Annotated in this window: 14 protein-coding genes; 12 read left to right on the plus strand and 2 right to left on the minus strand. The window is 43.0% G+C overall.

Features of this window, described 5'->3' with window-relative positions; all coding sequences use genetic code 11:
* Nucleotides 1–3974, plus strand: a 3974-nt coding sequence (locus M1F55_RS00005; RefSeq protein ID WP_247947029.1) for a MiiA motif-containing surface protein, incomplete at its 5' end; no start/stop codon positions are given.
* A 113-nt stretch (nt 3975–4087) separates the two neighbouring features.
* On the opposite strand, the gene M1F55_RS00010 is transcribed toward M1F55_RS00005, so the two are convergent.
* The gene (locus tag M1F55_RS00010; RefSeq protein ID WP_247947030.1) at nt 4088–6184 is read right to left on the minus strand and encodes a GH92 family glycosyl hydrolase; all 2097 of its coding nucleotides are present in this window, start codon (nt 6182–6184) and stop codon (nt 4088–4090) included.
* A gap of 170 nt (nt 6185–6354) precedes the next feature.
* On the opposite strand from M1F55_RS00010, the gene M1F55_RS00015 reads away from it, so the two are divergent.
* From M1F55_RS00015 to M1F55_RS00065, 11 genes are all read left to right on the plus strand, one after another.
* Nucleotides 6355–7635: a glycoside hydrolase family 125 protein gene (locus tag M1F55_RS00015; RefSeq protein WP_247947031.1), complete on the plus strand. Its 1281-nt coding sequence runs from the start codon at nt 6355–6357 to the stop codon at nt 7633–7635.
* A 91-nt stretch (nt 7636–7726) separates the two neighbouring features.
* On the plus strand, nt 7727–10372 hold the full coding sequence (locus M1F55_RS00020) for an alpha-mannosidase (RefSeq protein WP_049541364.1): 2646 nt from the start codon (nt 7727–7729) through the stop codon (nt 10370–10372).
* A gap of 83 nt (nt 10373–10455) precedes the next feature.
* Nucleotides 10456–11325, plus strand: a complete 870-nt coding sequence (locus M1F55_RS00025) for an ROK family protein (protein ID WP_247947032.1) — start codon at nt 10456–10458, stop codon at nt 11323–11325.
* Nucleotides 11319–13199 carry a beta-N-acetylhexosaminidase gene (locus M1F55_RS00030; RefSeq protein WP_247947033.1) on the plus strand — a complete coding sequence of 627 codons (1881 nt, stop codon included), beginning with the start codon at nt 11319–11321 and terminating at the stop codon, nt 13197–13199. The genes M1F55_RS00025 and M1F55_RS00030 overlap by 7 nt, the downstream gene beginning before the upstream one ends.
* A 210-nt stretch (nt 13200–13409) precedes the next feature.
* A complete protein-coding gene (locus tag M1F55_RS00035; protein ID WP_001032152.1) occupies nt 13410–14339 on the plus strand; it encodes an ABC transporter permease in 930 nt (309 codons plus the stop codon).
* Nucleotides 14340–14352: 13 nt separating this feature from the next.
* Nucleotides 14353–15276 carry a carbohydrate ABC transporter permease gene (locus M1F55_RS00040; protein WP_000818353.1) on the plus strand — a complete coding sequence of 308 codons (924 nt, stop codon included), beginning with the start codon at nt 14353–14355 and terminating at the stop codon, nt 15274–15276.
* 103 nt (nt 15277–15379) lie between these two features.
* Complete coding sequence (locus M1F55_RS00045; protein WP_049551387.1) at nt 15380–16861, plus strand: ABC transporter substrate-binding protein; 1482 nt, start codon at nt 15380–15382, stop codon at nt 16859–16861.
* Between the two features lie 233 nt (nt 16862–17094).
* The gene (locus tag M1F55_RS00050) at nt 17095–17784 is read left to right on the plus strand and encodes a CPBP family intramembrane glutamic endopeptidase (protein ID WP_247947034.1); all 690 of its coding nucleotides are present in this window, start codon (nt 17095–17097) and stop codon (nt 17782–17784) included.
* Between the two features lie 56 nt (nt 17785–17840).
* Nucleotides 17841–18137: a bacteriocin immunity family protein gene (locus M1F55_RS00055; protein ID WP_247947035.1), complete on the plus strand. Its 297-nt coding sequence runs from the start codon at nt 17841–17843 to the stop codon at nt 18135–18137.
* 131 nt (nt 18138–18268) lie between these two features.
* Nucleotides 18269–19255, plus strand: a complete 987-nt coding sequence (trhO, locus tag M1F55_RS00060) for an oxygen-dependent tRNA uridine(34) hydroxylase TrhO (RefSeq protein WP_001030022.1) — start codon at nt 18269–18271, stop codon at nt 19253–19255.
* 226 nt (nt 19256–19481) lie between these two features.
* Nucleotides 19482–20342: a DUF4299 family protein gene (locus M1F55_RS00065; RefSeq protein ID WP_214614786.1), complete on the plus strand. Its 861-nt coding sequence runs from the start codon at nt 19482–19484 to the stop codon at nt 20340–20342.
* A gap of 175 nt (nt 20343–20517) precedes the next feature.
* Here the strand turns inward: M1F55_RS00065 and M1F55_RS00070 are convergent, their stop codons facing one another.
* Nucleotides 20518–21582, minus strand: a complete 1065-nt coding sequence (locus M1F55_RS00070) for a DUF6574 domain-containing protein (protein ID WP_214614787.1) — start codon at nt 21580–21582, stop codon at nt 20518–20520.
* Nucleotides 21583–21599: the final 17 nt, after the last annotated feature.

Below are 21599 nucleotides of genomic sequence, written 5' to 3' on the forward strand. Positions count from 1 at the left end.
CTAAACCAAACGCAGGCAATGATATCGTTAAACCAGCGGACAAAACTGTAGTAGCTAACCCAGACAAACTTACAGATGCTGAGAAGAAAGCGATTGAAGATAAGGTTAAAGCCGTTAACCCAGATGCGACAGTAGTTGTAGATGACAAAGGAAACGCGACAGTTACAACTCCAGAAGGTAAGACAGCAGTAATTCCAGCTTCTGACTTAACAAAATCAGCAGCGGATGCAGCTAAACCAAACGCAGGCAATGATATCGTTAAACCAGCGGACAAAACTGTAGTAGCTAACCCAGACAAACTTACAGATGCTGAGAAGAAAGCGATCGAAGATAAAGTTAAAGCAGTCAACCCAGGTTCAACTGTAGTCGTAGACGATAAAGGAAACGCGACAGTTACAACACCAGCAGGTAAGACAGCGGTCATTCCAGCGACAGACTTAGTTAAATCACCAGAAGACGCAACTAAACCAAACGCAGGCAACGACATCGTTAAACCAGCGGACAAAACTGTAGTTGCTAACCCAGACAAACTTACAGACGCTGAGAAGAAAGCGATCGAAGATAAGGTTAAAGCAGTAAATCCAGGTTCAACTGTAGTAGTGGACGATAAAGGTAATGCCACAGTCACAACGCCAGAAGGTAAGACAGCGGTTATCCCAGCGTCAGACTTGACTAAGTCAGCAGCAGACGCAGCTAAACCAAATGCAGGTGATGACATCGTTAAACCAGCGGACAAAACTGTAGTTGCTAACCCAGACAAACTTACAGACTCTGAGAAGAAAGCCATTGAAGATAAGGTTAAAGCAGTCAACCCAGGTTCAACTGTAGTAGTGGACGATAAAGGCAATGCGACAGTTACAACTCCAGGAGGTAAGACAGCGGTTATCCCAGCGTCAGACTTGACTAAGTCAGCAGCAGACGCAGCTAAACCAAACGCAGGTGATGACATCGTTAAACCAGCGGATAAGACAGTAGTCGCAAATCCAGATGCTCTCACTCCAGAAGAGAAGAAAGCAATCGAAGATAAAGTTAAAGCAGTCAACCCAGGTTCAACTGTAGTAGTGGACGATAAAGGAAACGCGACAGTTACAACTCCGGAAGGTAAGACAGCTGTTATCCCAGCGTCAGACTTGACTAAGTCAGCAGCAGATGCAGCTAAACCAAACGCAGGTGATGACATTGTTAAACCAGCGGACAAAACTGTAGTAGCTAACCCAGACAAACTTACAGACGCTGAGAAGAAAGCGATCGAAGATAAAGTTAAAGCTGTAAACCCAGATGCAACAGTAGTTGTAGATGATAAAGGAAATGCGACAGTTACAACCCCAGAAGGTAAGACAGCCGTAATTCCAGCAACAGACTTGACGAAAGATCCAGAAGCTGCAACTAAACCAAATGCAGGTAACGACATCGTTAAACCAGCAGATAAGACAGCAGTTAAAGATCCAGCTAACTTAACTCCAGAAGAGAAGAAAGCAATCGAAGATAAAGTTAAAGCAGTCAACCCAGGTTCAACTGTAGTAGTGGACGATAAAGGAAACGCGACAGTTACAACTCCGGAAGGTAAGACAGCTGTTATCCCAGCGTCAGACTTGACTAAGTCAGCAGCAGACGCAGCTAAACCAAACGCAGGCAATGATATCGTTAAACCAGCGGACAAAACTGTAGTAGCTAACCCAGACAAACTTACAGACGCTGAGAAGAAAGCGATCGAAGATAAGGTTAAAGCAGTCAACCCAGGTTCAACTGTAGTAGTGGACGATAAAGGCAATGCGACAGTTACAACTCCAGAAGGTAAGACAGCAGTAATTCCAGCGTCAGACTTGACTAAGTCAGCAGCAGATGCAGCTAAACCAAACGCAGGTGATGACATTGTTAAACCAGCGGACAAAACTGTAGTAGCTAACCCAGACAAACTTACAGATGCTGAGAAGAAAGCGATTGAAGATAAGGTTAAAGCAGTCAACCCAGGTTCAACTGTAGTAGTGGACGATAAAGGAAACGCGACAGTTACAACTCCAGCAGGTAAGACAGCGGTAATTCCAGCGTCAGACTTGACTAAGTCAGGAGAAGACGCAGCTAAACCAAACGCAGGTGATGACATCGTTAAACCAGCGGACAAAACTGTAGTAGCTAACCCAGATAAACTTACAGACGCTGAGAAGAAAGCGATTGAAGATAAGGTTAAAGCAGTCAACCCAGGTTCAACTGTAGTAGTGGACGATAAAGGCAATGCAACAGTTACAACTCCAGAAGGTAAGACAGCGGTAATTCCAGCAACAGACTTGACTAAGTCAGAAGTAGACGCAGCTAAACCAAACGCAGGTGATGACATCGTTAAACCAGCGGATAAAACTGTAGTTGCTAACCCAGATAAACTTACAGACGCTGAGAAGAAAGCCATCGAAGATAAGGTTAAAGCAGTCAACCCAGGTTCAACTGTAGTAGTGGACGACAAAGGAAACGCGACAGTCACAACTCCAGCAGGTAAGACAGCTGTTATCCCAGCAACAGACTTGACTAAGTCAGGAGAAGACGCAGCTAAACCAAATGCAGGTAACGATGTGAATACACCAGCAGCTAAAACTGTAGTAGCTAACCCAGACAAACTTACAGATGCTGAGAAGAAAGCGATCGAAGATAAGGTTAAAGCAGTAAATCCAGGAGCGACTGTAGTAGTAGACGATAAAGGGAACGCAACAGTTACAACTCCGGAAGGTAAGACAGCGGTCATTCCAGCAACTGATTTAGTGAAAACACAAGATGATATCACTAAAGAAAATGCAGGTAATGATGTAAATACACCAGCAGCTAAAACTGTAGTAGCAAATCCAGATGCTCTAACTTCAGAAGAGAAGAAAGCGATCGAAGATAAGGTTAAAGCAGTCAACCCAGGTTCAACTGTAGTAGTGGATGATAAGGGTAATGCAACAGTAGCTAAAGGTGATGGTACAGTTCTTAACATTCCAGCTTTAGACCTAGTCATTCCAGCAGATGATTTGGCAGATGCAGCTAAGAATACAGCTGTTAAAACTCCTGCTATTCGCACATTAGTAGCTGATAAGGAAAAATTAACAGATGCTGAAAAAGCAGCAGTTAAGAAAGCAATTGAAGCAGTAAATCCAGGAGCGACTGTAGTAGTAGACGATAAAGGGAACGCAACAGTCACATTAGATGGAAATACAGTATCAATTGCAAAAGACCAATTAGTGAAAACAGCAAGTGATGTAACAGTTAAGAATAGCGGAGATAACATCAACCTTGACTTCGAAAAAGAAACAGTAGCAGACCTCAATAACTTAACAGATGCAGAAAAAGAAGCTGCAAAAGTTAAGATTAAAGGAGCAAATGCTGATGTGGTAGAAGTTATTTTCGATAAAGCAGGAAATGCAACTGTTGTAACTAAAGATGGTAAAGTTTTAGCAATTGCCGCTGAAGATATCTTTAAACAACGTCCTTCAGCTCCAAACAATGGTGGAAATGGAACTTCTGGCAATAACGCAGCTAATAACACTGATGCAAAAGTGAATAAAGCTAAGTTAGAAGGTGCTATCCATCAATTAGATGAATTGATCATTAAAGAATCAGCTAAGCTTGATGCAGAAACTGCAAAAGAAGCGAATGCATTATCAGCAGATGCTAAGAAAGTATTTGCTAATGCAGACGCAAGTCAAGCAGAAGTGGATGCAATGGTTAAACGTATCGAAGACTTCATGGCGAAAGTTGCTTCATCAACTGATCATGCAACTCCAGCTAACGACCAAGCTGCTCAAAAACCAGCTGTAGCTCCAGCTACTACTCAAGCAGCAGCTAATGCTAGCCAAGAAGCAGCAACAAACGCGCGTAAAGCAGCTAAAGAGTTGCCGAATACAGGTACAGCAGATTCTACTGTAGCTATGGTAGCAGCTGCCGCAAGTGCATTACTTGGTCTTGGTCTTGCAGGCCGTCGTCGTAAAGAAGACGAAGAAGCTTAATTGGTAGATTGTTTGATAAACATCAGATGATAAATCCGATTTTCAAAGCTTAAACAAGTACCTCTCATAAGAAAATCTCCTAGCAGGAAAGCCTGCTAGGAGATTTTTGTATTTCAGGAAGTGGACGGATGACTTGGCAACCAGCTAAGGGTGAAGGTTAGCTGATCAGCTTTCAAGAGGTCTTGGTGTTGAATAGTTGATACTAGGTTTTTATCCAGTCGGCATTCTTTTACAAAGTTAAAATGGCTGTGGTTTTGCTCAGCATGGATATCCAACCATTTATCTTCTTTGGAAAGATAGACTCGGAGGTGGTCAAAGAGAGGGATTCCGAGGTCATAGTTTGGTTTGCCTGGACAGGTCGGATAAAATCCGAGAGCCGACCAAATGTACCAGGCTGAGAGACTGCCATTGTCTTCATCACCAGGATAGGCTTCCCAACTTGGGTGAAAGGCCTTCTGACGGAGAGTCTTGATGAGAAGGGCAGTGTAGTCAGGGTAGTTGCTGTAACGGAAGAGATAAGGAATGTGGAAGCTTGGTTGGTTGGAAATAGCGAGTTGTCCAAAAGGAGCAGTAGCCATTTCGCTCATTTCGTGAATCTCGTAACCATAGCCTGTTGTCTCAAAGAGGGGAGCATCTTGACAGGCTTTCAAAAGATAGTTGCTAAAGGCTTCTTTTCCACCTATAAGTTGGATTAAGTCTGGGATGTCTTGGAGGACGCCTAAAGTCGCTTGGATGGCAGAGCATTCAGCGTAGTCTCGTCCCCAACTATAGGGAGAGAAGTCAGGACGGAAGTTTCCTTGATTGTCTCGCGCTCGCATGTAACCTGTCTCAGCATCAAATAGATGGCGGTAATTTTGTGACGCAGTTCTATAAGTTTCCGCGATGTCATTCTTACCAAGTTTTTCGGCACAGCTGGCGATACAAAAGTCGCTATAGGCATAGTCTAGGGTGTGGCTGACGCTTTCGTGGTGGTCGGTAGAGAGGTAGCCTAGTTCTTGGTATTGGGCTAATCCGTGACGACCATTGATGCCGAGAGGGTCGGACTTGCAGGCTGTTTCAAGCATGGCTTGGAGGAGTTCTTCTTCTAGGTCGGGGGCCATGTCCTTGCAGGCGCTATCTGCGATAATGCCATCTAGCAGGGTACCTGGCATCATGCCACGTTCATCTGGAGCCAGCCATTTTGGAAGGAAACCAGTATCGCGGTAGTTATTGAGAAATCCTTCTAAGAAGCGGTGGTAGTGTTCTGGTATGATAAGAGCAAAGAGGGGGAAGGTGGTGCGGAAGGTATCCCAGAAACCATTGTTGCTGAAGAGGACACCAGGCTTGACAGTTCCAGTAGCCAGATCCATATGGATGGCTTGTCCTGATTCATCAACCTCATAAAAAGTCTGAGGAAAGAGGAAGAGTCTGTAGAGACAGTGATCAAAGAAGGTCCGGTCAGCCTCTCCTGTCTTTATAACATCAAAACGATGGAGGAGATTTTCCCAGTTCGCTTGTGCACTTGATTTACAGCTGTCAAAGTCCTTTTGAGGTAGATTAAGCAGTGCTTGAGAAGGAGAGATGAAAGAAGTGGCTAGCTGAATTTCAGTATGGCTACTTGCTAAGTCAATTCGCCAGTCTCTCCCTTCCTGGCTGACAGCAAGAATACCCGTATTCATTTTCAGGGCAGTGAACAGTATCAGTGAATTTTTGTTGGTCTCAGTTTTTCCTTCTTGTCGCAGGGCAAGAGTTCGCTTATCTACTTGCTCCACGGTCAGCTCATCTGCTGCGTGAAGATAGAGGGAGAGGGTTTTGCCTTGCTTTTGCTCCAAACGAATAGAAGCACCGTAGCAAGTCGGTGTGAACTGGGTTTCAATCTGATAGCGCAGGGAGAAAATCTTCAGATAATGAGGTTGGAAAGAGGCTTTTTCGATATCATAGGAAGACTGGCGGTGAAAGACGCAGTCTCCACCTAGATGGCCTGTGACAGGTGTCAGAAGGAGCCAAGAGTAGTCCCCAATCCAAGGACTGGGCTGGTGGGTTAATCGAATCCCCTGAAAGATAGGCAGATGCGGATCGAAAAACCAAGCTCCCTCCCGGTCACTGGTCTGGGGCACAAAGTAATTCATCCCAAAAGGAACTCCTGTGTATGGCAGGGTATTTCCCCGAGAGAAGGCATGCTTGCTAGCAGTTCCAAAGCGGGTATCGATGGTTTCAAGTAGTGGTTTCATAGTCTTTCCTTTAGCTGTTTTTCTACATTATATCAGAAAAAGAGGGCCTTTAGAAAAGGAGCTTCAAAGATAACTATTTTGTAGAAAAATGACTATCATTTGTGTATGTATTTTCTGTCTCAAAAGCTATATACTGAAAATGAAACTTGTTTGAAAGAGGATACTGCACGATGATTTATTCAAAAGAAATTGTTCGAGAATGGCTAGATGAAGTGGCAGAGCGGGCTAAGGACCATCCAGAGTGGGTGGATGTTTTCGAGCGTTGCTACACCGACACCTTGGACAATACGGTTGAAATCCTAGAAGATGGTTCAACTTTTGTCTTGACTGGGGATATTCCTGCTATGTGGCTTCGAGATTCGACAGCCCAACTCAGACCTTACCTGCATGTGGCTAAAAGGGATGCCCTCTTGCGTCAGACCATCTCAGGTTTGGTCAAACGTCAGATGACCTTGGTACTCAAGGATCCTTATGCCAATTCCTTCAACATCGAGGAAAACTGGAAGGGGCACCACGAGACAGACCATACCGACCTCAATGGCTGGATTTGGGAGCGCAAGTATGAGGTGGATTCGCTTTGCTATCCGTTGCAGTTGGCTTATCTCCTCTGGAAAGAGACTGGTGAGACTAGCCAGTTTGATGAGACTTTTGTCGCAGCGACTAAGGAGATTCTTCATCTGTGGACGGTAGAACAAGACCACAAGAACTCTCCTTATCGTTTTGTCCGAGATACGGACCGTAAGGAAGATACACTTGTAAATGATGGCTTTGGACCTGACTTTGCAGTAACAGGCATGACCTGGTCAGCTTTTCGTCCGAGTGATGACTGCTGTCAGTATAGTTACTTGATTCCGTCAAATATGTTTGCTGTAGTAGTCTTGGGTTATGTCCAAGAAATCTTTGCAGAATTAGACCTAGCTGATAGCTCGAGCATTATCACAGATGCTAAGCGTCTCCAGTCTGAAATCCAAGAAGGAATTGAAAACTACGCCTACACAACCAACAGCAAGGGCGAAAAGATTTATGCCTTTGAAGTAGACGGTTTGGGAAATGCTAGCATTATGGATGATCCAAATGTACCAAGTTTGTTGGCTGCGCCTTATCTGGGCTACTGTTCAGTCGATGATGAAGTTTACCAAGCAACTCGCCGTACCATTCTGAGTCCAGAAAATCCTTACTTCTATCAGGGAGAATACGCTAGCGGTCTCGGAAGTTCTCATACCTTCTATCGCTATATCTGGCCAATCGCCCTTTCTATCCAAGGTTTGACAACAAGAGATAAGGCAGAGAAGAAATTCTTGCTGGATCAGCTGGTTGCTTGCGATGGGGGTACAGGTGTTATGCATGAAAGCTTCCACGTGGACGACCCAACTCTCTACTCTCGTGAATGGTTCTCTTGGGCTAACATGATGTTCTGTGAGTTGGTCTTGGATTACTTGGATATCCGCTAAGGAGCTCGCTTTCGCTCAATTGATTCTTGGAAAGAATCACAAATTTACATTTAAAACGTTAAAATTTAAATTTAGAATGAGGTTTTACTTCATGGAAAATGTTGTTGTACATATTATCTCACATAGTCACTGGGACCGTGAGTGGTACTTGCCTTTTGAAAGCCACCGTATGCAGTTGGTGGAATTGTTTGACAATCTCTTTGATCTCTTTGAAAATGACCCTGAGTTCAAGAGTTTCCACTTGGATGGTCAAACCATTGTCCTTGATGACTACTTGGAGATTCGTCCTGAAAATCGTGACAAGGTTCAACGCTACATTGACGAGGGCAAACTTAAAATTGGTCCCTTTTACATCTTGCAGGATGACTACTTAATTTCAAGTGAAGCCAATGTCCGCAATACTCTTATCGGTCAGCAGGAGGCTGCAAAATGGGGCAAATCAACCCAGATTGGCTACTTCCCAGATACCTTTGGAAATATGGGACAAGCGCCTCAAATCCTTCAAAAATCAGGCATTCACGTGGCAGCTTTTGGCCGTGGTGTCAAACCGATTGGATTTGACAACCAAGTCCTTGAAGATGAGCAGTTTACATCCCAGTTTTCAGAAATGTACTGGCAGGGTGCGGACGGAAGTCGTGTCCTCGGTATCCTCTTTGCCAACTGGTACAGTAATGGGAATGAAATTCCAGTTGATAAAGACGAGGCCTTGACCTTCTGGACACAAAAATTGTCAGATGTGCGTGACTACGCTTCGACCAACCAATGGTTGATGATGAACGGCTGTGATCACCAACCTGTACAGAAAAATCTGAGTGAAGCTATTCGTGTGGCCAATGAACTCTTCCCAGATGTGACTTTTGTACACAGTTCTTTTGATGAATATGTTCAAGCCGTTGAAAGTGCCCTACCAGAGCAATTGTCAACGGTTACAGGCGAGTTGATCAGTCAGGAAACAGATGGCTGGTACACGCTTGCCAACACTTCTTCATCTCGTATTTATCTCAAACAAGCCTTCCAAGAAAATAGCAACCTCCTAGAGCAAGTTGTAGAACCACTGACTATTATCACTGGTGGCCACAACCACAAGGACCAGTTGACCTATGCTTGGAAAACTCTTTTACAAAATGCGCCACATGATAGCATCTGTGGCTGTAGCGTGGACGAAGTTCATCGCGAGATGGAAACGCGTTTTGCCAAGGTCAACCAAGTCGGAAACTTTGTTAAGACCAATCTTCTTAACGAGTGGAAGGGTAAAATCGCTACAGCTAAGGCTCAAAGTGATTATCTCTTTACTGTCATTAACACAGGCTTGCATGATAAGGTCGATACTGTCAGCACAGTGATTGATGTTGCGACTTGTGATTTCAAGGAATTACACCCAACAGAAGGTTACAAGAAGATGGCTGCCCTTAACTTGCCAAGTTATCGTGTGGAGGACTTGGATGGGCGTCCTGTAGAGGCTAAAATCGAAGACCTTGGGGCTAATTTTGAGTACGATTTACCAAAAGACAAGTTCCGCCAAGCTCGTATTGCTCGTCAAGTGCGCGTGACAGTCCCTGTTCATCTAACACCTCTCTCTTGGACAACCTTCCAATTGCTGGAAGGAGAGCAAGAACACCGCGACGGTATTTACCAAAACGGAGTGATTGATACGCCATTTGTAACGGTAAGTGTGGATGACAACATCACAGTCTATGACAAGACAACTCACGAAGCCTATGAAGATTTTATCCGCTTCGAAGACCGTGGTGACATCGGAAACGAGTATATCTATTTCCAACCAAAAGGAACAGAGCCAATCTATGCAGAGCTTAAGGGCTACGAGGTCTTGGAAAACACAGCTCGCTACGCTAAGATTTTGCTCAAACATGAATTGACCGTGCCTGTCAGTGCAGATGAAAAGCTAGAAGAAGAGCAAAAAGGCATCATCGAGTTTATGAAGCGTGAAGCTGGACGTTCAGAAGAATTGACAAGCATTCCTCTTGAAACTGAGATGACTATCTTCGTTGATAATCCACAAATCCGTTGCAAGACTCGCTTTACCAACACTGCCAAAGATCATCGTATCCGTCTCTTGGTTAAGACTCATAACACGCGTCCAAGCAATGATTCTGAAAGCATCTATGAGGTGGTGACACGACCAAACAAACCAGCAGCTTCATGGGAAAATCCTGAAAATCCTCAACACCAACAAGCCTTTGTCAGTCTGTATGACGATGAAAAGGGTGTAACTGTATCCAACAAGGGATTGAATGAATACGAAATCCTTGGAGACGACACCATTGCAGTGACTATTTTGCGTGCATCAGGTGAGCTAGGTGACTGGGGTTACTTCCCAACACCAGAAGCACAATGCTTGCGTGAGTTTGAAGTCGAGTTTGCGCTTGAATGCCACCAAGCCCAAGAACGCTTCTCAGCCTATCGTCGAGCTAAAGCCTTGCAGACACCGTTTTCCAGCCTTCAGCTTGCTAGACAAGAAGGAAGCGTGGCCGCTACTGGTAGCCTCTTGAGCCATTCTGTTCTCAGCATACCGCAAATCTGTCCAACAGCCTTTAAGGTAGCTGAAAATGAAGAAGGCTATGTTCTTCGTTACTACAATATGTGTAGTGAAAATGTACGTGTACCGGAAAGTCAACATCTCTTCCTGGACCTACTGGAACGAGCATACCCAGTTCATAGAGGCCTCATTTCACCACAAGAGATTCGTACAGAATTCATCAAAAAAGAAGAAATTTAATTTCAAAAAGTAAACATAAAAAGAAAGGAGGGGCGAAAAGGTAAGAACTAACTGCTGATTCGCCCCTTTTTATGGTAAAAACAATGACTATTGCAACGATTGATATCGGAGGGACTGGAATTAAGTTTGCCAGTCTGACTCCTGATGGGAAAATATTGGATAAGACAAGCATTCCAACGCCTGAAAGTTTGGAGGATTTACTAGCTTGGCTAGACCAGCGCTTGTCAGAGCAGGATTATAGCGGGATTGCTATGAGCGTTCCAGGCGCGGTCAATCAAGAGACAGGTGTGATTGATGGCTTCAGTGCGGTGCCCTACATTCACGGCTTTTCTTGGTATGAGGCGCTTAGCTCTTATCAGATTCCTGTCCATCTGGAAAATGATGCCAACTGCGTTGGACTCAGTGAACTACTAGCTCATCCAGAGCTTGAAAATGCAGCCTGTGTCGTGATTGGGACAGGGATTGGCGGAGCCATGATGATCAATGGCAGACTGCACCGAGGTCGCCACGGTCTGGGTGGAGAATTTGGCTACATGACCACCCTTGCCCCTGCTGAAAAGCTCAACAACTGGTCGCAACTAGCGTCAACTGGGAATATGGTACGCTACGTGATTGAAAAATCTGGTCAGACTGATTGGGACGGTCGCAAGATTTACCAAGAGGCCGAAGCAGGAAATACCCTTTGTCAAGAAGCTATCGAGCGCATGAATCGTAATATGGCGCAAGGCTTGCTCAATATCCAATATCTTATTGATCCAGATGTCATCAGCCTGGGAGGCTCTATCAGTCAAAATCCAGATTTTATTCAAGGTGTCAAGAAGGCTGTTGATTATTTTGTCGATACCTACGAAGAATACACAGTCGCACCTGTTATCCAGGCCTGCACCTATCACGCAGATGCCAATCTCTACGGTGCCCTTGTCAACTGGCTACAGGAGGAAAACCAATGGTAAGATTTACAGGAATTAGTGACAAACAAGCGCAAGCTATTGAAGTATTAAAAAAACACATTTTTCTACCAGATGTAGAGGTAGCTGTCGCTCAGTCTGACCAAGCCTCTATCTCTATCAAGGGTGAGGGTGGCCACTATCAACTAACTTACCGCAAACCCCACCAACTTTATCGTGCCTTGTCCCTGTTGGCAACATCCCTAGCAGAAGGTGACAAGGTAGAGATTGAGGAACAAGCAGCTTATGAAGATTTGGCTTATATGGCAGACTGTTCTCGAAATGCGGTGCTGAATGTGGCTTCTGCCAAGCAGATGATTGAGGTCTTGGCTCTCATGGGCTACTCAACCTTTGAGCTTTACATGGAAGACACCTACCAGATTGAGGGGCAGCCTTATTTTGGCTATTTCCGTGGAGCCTACTCGGCTGAGGAGTTGCAGGAGATCGAAGCCTATGCCCAGCAGTTTGACATGACCTTTGTGCCATGTATCCAGACCTTGGCTCACTTGTCAGCCTTTGTCAAATGGGGTGTCAAAGAAGTCCAGGAGCTCCGTGATGTGGAGGATATTCTTCTTATCGGCGAAGAAAAGGTTTATGACCTGATTGATGGCATGTTTGCTACCCTATCTAAACTGAAGACTCGCAAGGTCAATATTGGGATGGACGAAGCCCACTTGGTTGGTTTGGGACGCTACTTGATTCTGAACGGTGTTGTGGATCGTAGTCTCCTTATGTGCCAACACTTGGAGCGCGTGCTGGATATTGCTGACAAATATGGTTTCCACTGCCAGATGTGGAGCGATATGTTCTTTAAACTTATGTCAGCAGATGGGCAGTACGACCGTGATGTGGAAATTCCAGAGGAAACGCGTGTCTACCTAGACCGTCTCAAAGATCGTGTGACCTTGGTTTACTGGGACTATTATCAGGATAGCGAGGAAAAATACAACCGTAACTTTAGTAACCACCACAAGATTAGTCATGACCTTGCCTTTGCGGGGGGAGCTTGGAAGTGGATTGGTTTCACACCCAACAACCATTTCAGCCGTCTCATTGCTCTTGAAGCCAATAAAGCCTGTCGCGCCAATGATATCAAAGAAGTCATCGTGACGGGTTGGGGGGACAATGGTGGGGAAACTGCCCAATTCGCTGTCCTACCAAGCTTGCAAATCTGGGCAGAACTCAGCTACCGCAATGACCTAGACCGTTTGTCTGCTCACTTCAAGACCAATACAGGTCTTTCGGTTGAAGATTTTATGCAGATTGACCTAGCCAACCTCTTGCCAGATTTGCCGGACAATCTCAGTGGCATCAACCCTAACCGCTATGTCTTTTATCAGGATATTCTCTGTCCGATTCTTGACCGACACATGACACCTGAACAAGACAAGCCCCACTTCGCTCAGGCAGCTGAGACGCTTGCTAACATTAAAGAAAAAGCTGGCAACTATGCCTACCTCTTTGAAACTCAGGCCCAGTTGAACCAGATTTTAAGTAGCAAAGTGGATGTGGGACGACGCATTCGTCAAGCCTATCAAGCGGATGATAAGGAAAGTCTGCAAGAAATTGCCAGACAAGAATTACCAGAACTCAGAAGCCGAATTGAAGACTTCCATGCCCTCTTTAGCCATCAATGGTTGAAGGAAAACAAGGTCTTTGGCTTGGATACAGTTGACATCCGTATGGGAGGACTCTTGCAACGCATTAAACGAGCAGAAAGCCGCATCGAGGCTTATCTGGCAGGTCAGCTGGACAGTATCGACGAGTTAGAAGTGGAAATTCTGCCATTTACTGACTTTTACGCAGACAAGGACTTCGCAGCCACAACAGCCAACCAGTGGCATACCATTGCGACAGCTTCAACCATCTACACGACATAAGAAACAAGAACACCGTGCCTTGGGCAGAGTGTTTCTCGTGAAACATCCCTTTCTTAAAAAAGTACTCCACATAAAATAATTTGTGGAGTTTTTTCTATAATTAGTAGTTTAACCTAACCTTCAAATAGGAGTATACTAATAATGTAATCGTTATCAAAAATCTAAAAAGGAATTTTTAGATGGATATCAAAATAAAAAAGGGAGGAAATTATGAATAAGTTTTCAAAAACCTTGAGAGACAACTGGATCTTTCTCTTGATGGTTTTACCAGGGGCACTCTGGTTGATTCTATTCTTCTACATTCCAGTATTTGGGAACGTGGTTGCCTTTAAAGACTACCACATGACCAGTAATGGTTTTATAGATAGTATCGTGAATAGTAAATGGGTCGGACTCGATAATTTCAGATTCTTGTTTAGTTCAAAAGACGCCTTTATTATCACACGAAATACTGTCCTCTACAATCTCGGCTTTATCTTCATTGGCTTGATTGTATCAGTAGGGATTGCCATCATCCTCAGTGAACTCCGTTCTAAGAGAATGGTTAAGATTTTCCAAACTTCTATGTTGTTCCCTTACTTCTTGTCTTGGGTTATCATCAGTTTCTTTACAGATGCCTTCCTAAACATTGATAAAGGGGTATTCAACCATTTCCTAGAATCTATTGGGATGAAGGAAATCAATTTCTACGCTGACTTGGGCATCTGGCCATATCTCCTACTTTTCCTAGGTATTTGGAAAGGTTTTGGATATAGCAGTGTCATGTACTATGCGACAATCATGGGAATTGATCCAACCTACTACGAAGCAGCGACAGTGGACGGAGCCAGCAAATGGCAACGAATTCGCAATGTAACCATTCCGCAGTTGACACCATTGGTAACTGTATTGACCATCCTTGCAGTCGGAAATATCTTTCGTGCAGACTTCGGTCTTTTCTACCAAATCCCCCACAATGCTGGTCAGCTCTATAACGTAACCAATGTCTTGGACGTATATGTATATAATGGCTTGACTCAGACAGCAGATATCGGGATGGCATCAGCGGCAGGTCTTTATCAATCAGTTGTCGGCTTGATTCTGGTTATCCTATCAAACTTACTTGCAAGACGAGTTGATCCAAACTCAGCCTTGTTCTAGAAAGGAGGAGAATATGGCAGAAAAGAAAATTAAAAAAGAAAAAATTGATAATGTCGGCATTCACTCCTTCAGTAAGAAAGCAGATATCTTCTTCAGTACCATTTCTGGTTTGGTTGCCCTCTCTTGTATCCTACCCTTTGTATTCGTTATCGTTATTTCGGTGACAGATGAAAAGAGTATCCTCCAAAATGGATATAGCTTCTTCCCATCCCAATTTGGATTAGACGGTTTTGAGTTTTTGGCACAGTTTAAGGATAAAATTCTCCAAGCCCTCTTCATCTCAGTCTTTGTAACAGTGGTGGGGACGATCACAAACGTTTTTATCACAACAACTTATGCCTACGCTATTTCACGGACAACCTTTAAGTATCGCAGATTCTTTACGATTTTTGCCCTTCTTAGTATGTTGTTCAACGCTGGTTTGGTACCGGGTTATATCGTGGTAACTCGTTTACTTCAACTTGGTGATACAGTTTGGGCCTTGATTGTTCCAATGCTTCTCTCACCATTTAACATCATCTTGATGCGTTCCTTCTTCAAGAAGACCATTCCAGAAGCCATTCTAGAATCCGCTCGTATCGATGGTGCCAGTGAAGCCCGGATCTTCTTCCAAATCTGTTTGCCATTGTCACTACCAGGTATCGCGACCATCACGCTCTTGACAGCTCTTGGTTTCTGGAATGACTGGTTCAACGCCCTTCTTTACATCAAGAGTGACAACTTGTATCCATTGCAATATTTGCTCATGCAAATCCAACAAAATATGGACTACATCGCAAAAGCAGTCGGCCTATCTGGTCAACTGGGAGTTGCTCTACCGAAAGAAACAGGACGTATGGCCATGGTTGTGGTGGCAACCCTTCCAATCGCGATTTTGTATCCATTCTTCCAACGCTACTTTGTAAAAGGTTTGACTATCGGTGGCGTGAAAGAATAGTGCTTATTGAGAAAGAACATTTCTCATTTCCAAACTTCCCTTGCGTGAAGTTAAGATCATTACATTGTTTATAAGTTTAAAAATAAAAAAAGGAGTTTTTGTCATGAAAAACTGGAAAAAATATGCTTTTGCATCTGCTAGCGTAGTCGCTTTGGCTGCTGGTCTCGCTGCTTGTGGAAACCTTTCAGGTAACAAGAAAGCTGCTGACTCAGCTTCAGGTGATAAGACTGTTATCAAAATGTACCAAATCGGTGACAAACCAGATAACTTGGATGAATTGCTAGAAAATGCCAACAAAATCATCGGTGAAAAAGTTGGTGCCAAATTGGATATCCAATATCTTGGATGGGGTGACTATGATAAGAAAATGTCAGTTATCACATCATCTGGTGAAAACTATGATATCGCCTTTGCATCTAACTATGTTGTAAATGCTCAAAAAGGTGCTTATGCTGACTTGACTGACTTGTATAAGAAAGAAGGGGCTGAACTTTACAAAGCACTTGACCCAGCTTACATCAAAGGTAACAGCATTAACGGTAAAATTTACGCAGTTCCAGTTGCAGCCAACGTTGCATCATCTCAAAACTTCGCCTTCAACGGAACTCTTCTTGCTAAATACGGTATCGATATTTCAGGTGTCACTTCATATGAAACACTTGAACCAGTCTTGAAACAAATCAAAGAAAAAGCTCCAGATGTAGTGCCATTTGCGGTTACTAAGAACTTTATCCCATCTGATAACTTTGACTACCCAGTTCCAAATGGACTTCCATTCGTTATCGACCTTGAAGGGGACACTACTAAGATCGTAAACCGTTACGAAGTGCCTCGCTTTAAAGAACACTTGAAGACTCTTCACAAATTCTATGAAGCTGGATACATTCCAAAAGACGTAGCAACAAGCGATACTTCATTTGACCTTCAACAAGATACTTGGTTCGTTCGTGAAGAAACAGTAGGACCAGCTGACTACGGTAACAGCTTGCTTTCACGTGTTGCGAACAAAGATATCCAAATCAAACCAATCACTAACTTCATCAAGAAAAACCAAACAACACAAGTTGCTAACTTTGTTATCTCAAACAACTCTAAGAACAAAGAAAAATCAATGGAAGTGTTGAACCTCTTGAACACTAACCCAGAACTCTTGAATGGTCTTGTTTATGGTCCAGAAGGCAAGAACTGGGAAAAAATTCCAGGTAAAGAAAACCGTGTTAAAGTCCTTGATGGCTACAAAGGAAACACTCACATGGGTGGATGGAACACTGGTAACAACTGGATCCTTTACATCAACGAAAACGTTACAGACCAACAAATCGAAGATTCTAAGAAACAGTTGGCTGAAGCTAAAGAATCTCCAGCACTTGGATTCATCTTTAACACTGACAATGTGAAATCTGAAATCTCAGCAATCTCTAACACAATGCAACAATTCGATACAGCTATCAACACTGGTACTGTAGACCCAGATAAAGCTATTCCAGAATTGATGGAAAAATTGAAATCTGAAGGTGCCTACGATAAAGTATTGAACGAAATGCAAAAACAATACGATGAATTCTTGAAAAACAAAAAATCATAAGATCAATTGATTTCGTGTATTCATTCCTAATTCCTAAAAACTGTATCACTGTTTTCCTCAGGATTATCTGGGGGAGGCAGTGATTTTTTGAAACACGAGCATAGATATATATGTTTTTCTTGTCGCTATTTAACCATTCAGGAAATCTCAAGTACTATTTAGGATTTGGAGTAAGGATTTAGGAAAATATAGCTTATATTAGAGATGTCTCGAGTTTACAAAGGAGAGTTCATATGAAGAAGTATCAACTTTTATTCAAAATAAGTGCAGTTTTCTCTTACTTATTTTTCGTATTTGGTCTTTCTCAGCTGACGCTTATTGTTCAAAATTATTGGCAATTTTCTTCCCAGATTGGCAATTTCGTCTGGATTCAAAATCTCTTGAGTTTGCTATTTAGTGGAGTCATGATTTGGATTCTGGTTAAGACAGGGCACGGCTATCTTTTTCGCATTCCGAGAAAAAAATGGCTTTGGTATTCGATTTTGACAGTACTAGTTGTAGTGCTCCAGATCTCTTTTAACGTTCAGACAGCTAAACATGTTCAGTCAACTGCTGAAGGTTGGGCTGTATTGATCGGTTATAGTGGGACCAACTTTGCTGAGCTAGGTATCTATATAACTTTGTTCTTTCTGACTCCACTTATGGAAGAGCTAATCTATAGAGGATTACTGCAACACGCCTTTTTTAAGCATTCGAGATTTGGCCTTGATTTGCTTCTTCCGTCAATTTTATTTGCTCTTCCTCATTTTTTGAGTCTGCCTAGTCTGTTAGATATCTTCGTCTTTGCAACATTTGGAATCATCTTTGCCGGTTTGACCCGCTATACCAAGAGTATTTATCCATCCTATGCGGTGCATGTGATTAATAATATTTTCGCGACATTACCATTTTTGCTGACTTTTTTACACAGGGTATTTGGGTGAAATATTGGTACGAGAGTTAGGAATGATAGCTTTTCAATTTAAGGAGGAAAATAAGAATGACAACATTAAAATGGTTTGCCGGAGGCAGTGAAAGACGTTGTGAAGCCATGACGATCATAGATCACCTACTGGAAGATATAAACAATACGCCTCAACTTGCTCCTTTGAAAAGTCAGTTAGTGATTTATCAAAGAAGATTGAAGGACGATGGGACTTCTACTCCTTTTATATTGAGCCAAATGAATGTTGACATCTCACATGTGTTGATTGATAATAAGCTGATGTTGTCAGAAAGTCAAGCTAGGCAGATCAAAAAATTGAGAGAACTATCTGCTATTCGCTATGGCTACTGACGAAATGCAGGGATAAATCCCTTTCTACAATTTCCAGTCAAATAAATTGCATTCGTTTTCTCAAGCAGGTATACTAGTATAGTTAGATGAAAAATTCTGAAAATTTAAGAATAGAAAAGAGAACAAATCTTATGGCAAAAGATATTCGTGTCTTACTTTACTACCTTTATACTCCAATTGAAAATGCAGAGCAATTTGCTGCAGACCACTTGGCTTTCTGTAAATCAATCGGCCTTAAAGGCCGTATCCTAGTCGCTGACGAGGGAATTAACGGAACAGTTTCAGGTGATTATGAAACAACTCAAAAATACATGGACTACGTTCACAGCCTCCCAGGTATGGAAGACCTCTGGTTCAAGATTGACGAAGAAAGTGAACAAGCCTTCAAGAAGATGTTTGTTCGCTACAAGAAAGAGATTGTCCACCTTGGTTTGGAAGACAACGACTTTGACAACGACATCAACCCACTTGAAACAACAGGTGCTTACTTGTCTCCAAAAGAGTTCAAAGAAGCTCTTCTTGACGAAGATACCGTTGTCCTTGACACACGTAACGATTATGAGTACGACCTAGGACACTTCCGTGGGGCTATCCGCCCAGATATCCGCAACTTCCGTGAGTTGCCACAATGGGTTCGTGATAACAAGGAAAAATTCATGGACAAGCGTGTCGTGGTTTACTGTACAGGTGGCGTTCGCTGTGAGAAATTCTCAGGTTGGATGGTCCGTGAAGGCTACAAAGATGTTGGCCAATTGCACGGAGGAATTGCAACTTACGGTAAAGACCCCGAAGTTCAAGGTGAGCTTTGGGATGGGAAAATGTACGTCTTTGACGAGCGTATTGCCGTAGATGTAAACCATGTCAACCCAACCATCGTAGGGAAAGACTGGTTTGATGGAACACCATGTGAACGTTATGTCAACTGTGGAAATCCATTCTGTAACCGTCGTATCTTGACATCAGAAGAAAATGAAGACAAGTACCTTCGTGGATGCTCACACGAGTGCCGTGTTCACCCACGTAACCGCTATGTTTCAGAAAATGAATTGACACAAGCTGAAGTGATCGAGCGCCTAGCCGCTATCGGTGAAAGCTTGGATCAAGCAGCTACTGTATAAGATTAAACAGTCCTTAGGGGCTGTTTTTCTATGCTTTTTACTCAAAAATTAATACTCAATGAAAATCAAAGAGCAAACTAGGAAGCTAGCCGCAGGCTGTACTTGAGTACGGCAAGGCGAAGCTGACGCGGTTTGAATTTGATTTTCGAAGAGTATAAAGTTTGTTTTTGTATCTTTCAGAAAAATAAGGTATACTATATGTAAACGATTTCAAAGGAGTCCAGTTATGACGAAAACATTTTTTATTCCAAATAAACAGAGTATTTTAGGAGAACAGGAAATTTTGACTGCCAAGTCGATCTTGGCCTTGTTAGATGGTTTGGAGTCACATAGCTATGATGCTGTCTATCTCCGTCAGCCTCTTAACCGTCTCGAGTATATCGAGTGTGCGATAGTGGGGCAATCACAATTTCTTTTTAAAGTCAGTTATGCTGATAATCACAAGGCTTACCGTATTGATCTTCCTGCCCTACTCACGAAGACAGACTGGGAGATCATCAAGTCATTTTTAGAAGCCCTACTTGCTTATACAGGAACTGAGATTGAAGGACTAGATGGTTTTGATTTTGAAGCTTATTTCCAAGCAAGTATTCAAGCCTATCTGGCAGACACCGCAGCCCGTTTTACGATTTGCCAAGGAATTTTTAATCCTGTTTTCTTTAGTCATGAGGACTTGAAAAGCTTTTTAGGGGAAGATGGCTTGGCTCAGTTTGAAGCACGTGTACGTGCAGTTCAAGAGACAGATGCTTACTTTGCAAGAGTTTCCTTCTATCAGGATGGAGAAGGACAAGTTCACGGTGTTTACCATCTGGCTCAAGGGGTCAAGACCGTTTTACCTAGAGAACCATTTGTTCCTGCTGCCTATATTGAGCAATTGGTGGATAAGGAAGTGCAGTGGGAGATTGACTTGGTTCAAATTACAGGAGATGGCTCTAAACCAGAAGACTATGAAGCCATTGCCCGCTTGGACTATGCAAAATTCCTAGAGTCACTACCATCAGCATCTTACCACCAACTAGACGCCAATCAATTAGAAATTCAACCCATCTTAGAAAAAGATTTTAAAACATTAGCACAAGAAGAGTAAAGTAGAAGCAGGTCAATCGACTTGCTTTTTTGATATAGAAAAATCCTGCCATGGAAGACAGGATTGCTACTCAATGAAAATCAAAGAGCAAACTAGGAAGCTAGCCGCAGGCTGTACTTGAGTACGGTAAGGCGAAGCTGACGTGGTTTGAAGAGATTTTCGAAGAGTATGAAGTTTAAAGAAAGGCCAAGATACGAAGATAATCTCCAATCAGTGCCACTTCAGCTACAAAGAAGAGGAGGATAATGACTCCGTTCACAAGGACAGACAAGAATAATTGATAGAAGGAGTCGGTTTCACTTGCTTGACTTGGTCTTGTAATGATATGGAGACTGGCAAGCAGAATGATTCCAATGCTAATCACACACAAGAGAGCCGTAAATCGCAGGCTGTCAAAGAAGGCAAAGAAACTAGCAATAGCAGTGAGGAAGATTGGAATTGCTAAGAGTTGACTATATTGTTGGAGAACCTTTTCTAGCGTCCAGTCCTTTTCTTGGTAGATAAATCGTCTCACGACGAAACTACCCAAGAGGAATGAAAAGAAGAAGAGTGTTGTTGCTACTAGGATAGAGATAATCGAAAAGAGATTCAATGAAGCAAATTGTTCAGGGAAGTGATTATGCATAGTTGCTATATGTCCATAGTAAGCATGTTTGATGTGGTAGATACTAAAGAAAAAGGAAGATGCAGAAAACAGAATGAGCAAGAGAAAGGCTGTGTAGCTGTGTGTGCTACTTGTTTCAAGCTTGCTTGTTGGAGATTTGAGAGCCTCCACTAGCCAAGACCAAAAATCAAGCGCTTGCTCTTTCCATCTATCCGTAGATTTTGGAGCTTGGTCGGGGATATAGGGACTTTCTAAGGATTGACTGATAAGAAGGGGCTCTTTCGTGGTTGGTTTTTGCTGAGGAAGTGCTTCTTGACTCTCTTCAGCTATAGTGACTTTTTCTGTTTCCCCAGAAAGATCTTGCTCTTCTTCAGTAGAATCTAATGCCTTCTTTTCTTCTATTTCTGTTATCGATTCACTGTCTTCAGGCGTTTCAATTTTCTCTTCTTGCTGATTTTCAAGTTCGACTTTAGCTTGAGAGACTTCCTCCTCTACTTGAGTATTTTTTTCAATTGGTGTATCGAGATCGGCTATCGTTTCTTCAGCCTTGTCTGCAACCTCTTGAGCTTGCTCTTCAGGTTTGTTCTTGCTTGTTGTTTTTACAAAATCATTACTTTCAAACCATTCTTGTTTCATGGTAGAACCTCCTTTTT

This window comes from Streptococcus mitis, from assembly GCF_023109235.1.
Lineage (GTDB): Bacteria > Bacillota > Bacilli > Lactobacillales > Streptococcaceae > Streptococcus > Streptococcus mitis_DA.

Excerpts from the sequence above, each read along its gene's own strand:
- M1F55_RS00010 (WP_247947030.1), bottom strand. The coding sequence starts at position 6,184 with ATGAAACCACTACTTGAAACCATCGATACCCGCTTTGGAACTGCTAGC.
- M1F55_RS00015 (WP_247947031.1), top strand. The coding sequence starts at position 6,355 with ATGATTTATTCAAAAGAAATTGTTCGAGAATGGCTAGATGAAGTGGCA.
- M1F55_RS00020 (WP_049541364.1), top strand. The coding sequence starts at position 7,727 with ATGGAAAATGTTGTTGTACATATTATCTCACATAGTCACTGGGACCGT.
- M1F55_RS00025 (WP_247947032.1), top strand. The coding sequence starts at position 10,456 with ATGACTATTGCAACGATTGATATCGGAGGGACTGGAATTAAGTTTGCC.
- M1F55_RS00030 (WP_247947033.1), top strand. The coding sequence starts at position 11,319 with ATGGTAAGATTTACAGGAATTAGTGACAAACAAGCGCAAGCTATTGAA.
- M1F55_RS00035 (WP_001032152.1), top strand. The coding sequence starts at position 13,410 with ATGAATAAGTTTTCAAAAACCTTGAGAGACAACTGGATCTTTCTCTTG.
- M1F55_RS00040 (WP_000818353.1), top strand. The coding sequence starts at position 14,353 with ATGGCAGAAAAGAAAATTAAAAAAGAAAAAATTGATAATGTCGGCATT.
- M1F55_RS00045 (WP_049551387.1), top strand. The coding sequence starts at position 15,380 with ATGAAAAACTGGAAAAAATATGCTTTTGCATCTGCTAGCGTAGTCGCT.
- M1F55_RS00050 (WP_247947034.1), top strand. The coding sequence starts at position 17,095 with ATGAAGAAGTATCAACTTTTATTCAAAATAAGTGCAGTTTTCTCTTAC.
- M1F55_RS00055 (WP_247947035.1), top strand. The coding sequence starts at position 17,841 with ATGACAACATTAAAATGGTTTGCCGGAGGCAGTGAAAGACGTTGTGAA.
- trhO (WP_001030022.1), top strand. The coding sequence starts at position 18,269 with ATGGCAAAAGATATTCGTGTCTTACTTTACTACCTTTATACTCCAATT.
- M1F55_RS00065 (WP_214614786.1), top strand. The coding sequence starts at position 19,482 with ATGACGAAAACATTTTTTATTCCAAATAAACAGAGTATTTTAGGAGAA.
- M1F55_RS00070 (WP_214614787.1), bottom strand. The coding sequence starts at position 21,582 with ATGAAACAAGAATGGTTTGAAAGTAATGATTTTGTAAAAACAACAAGC.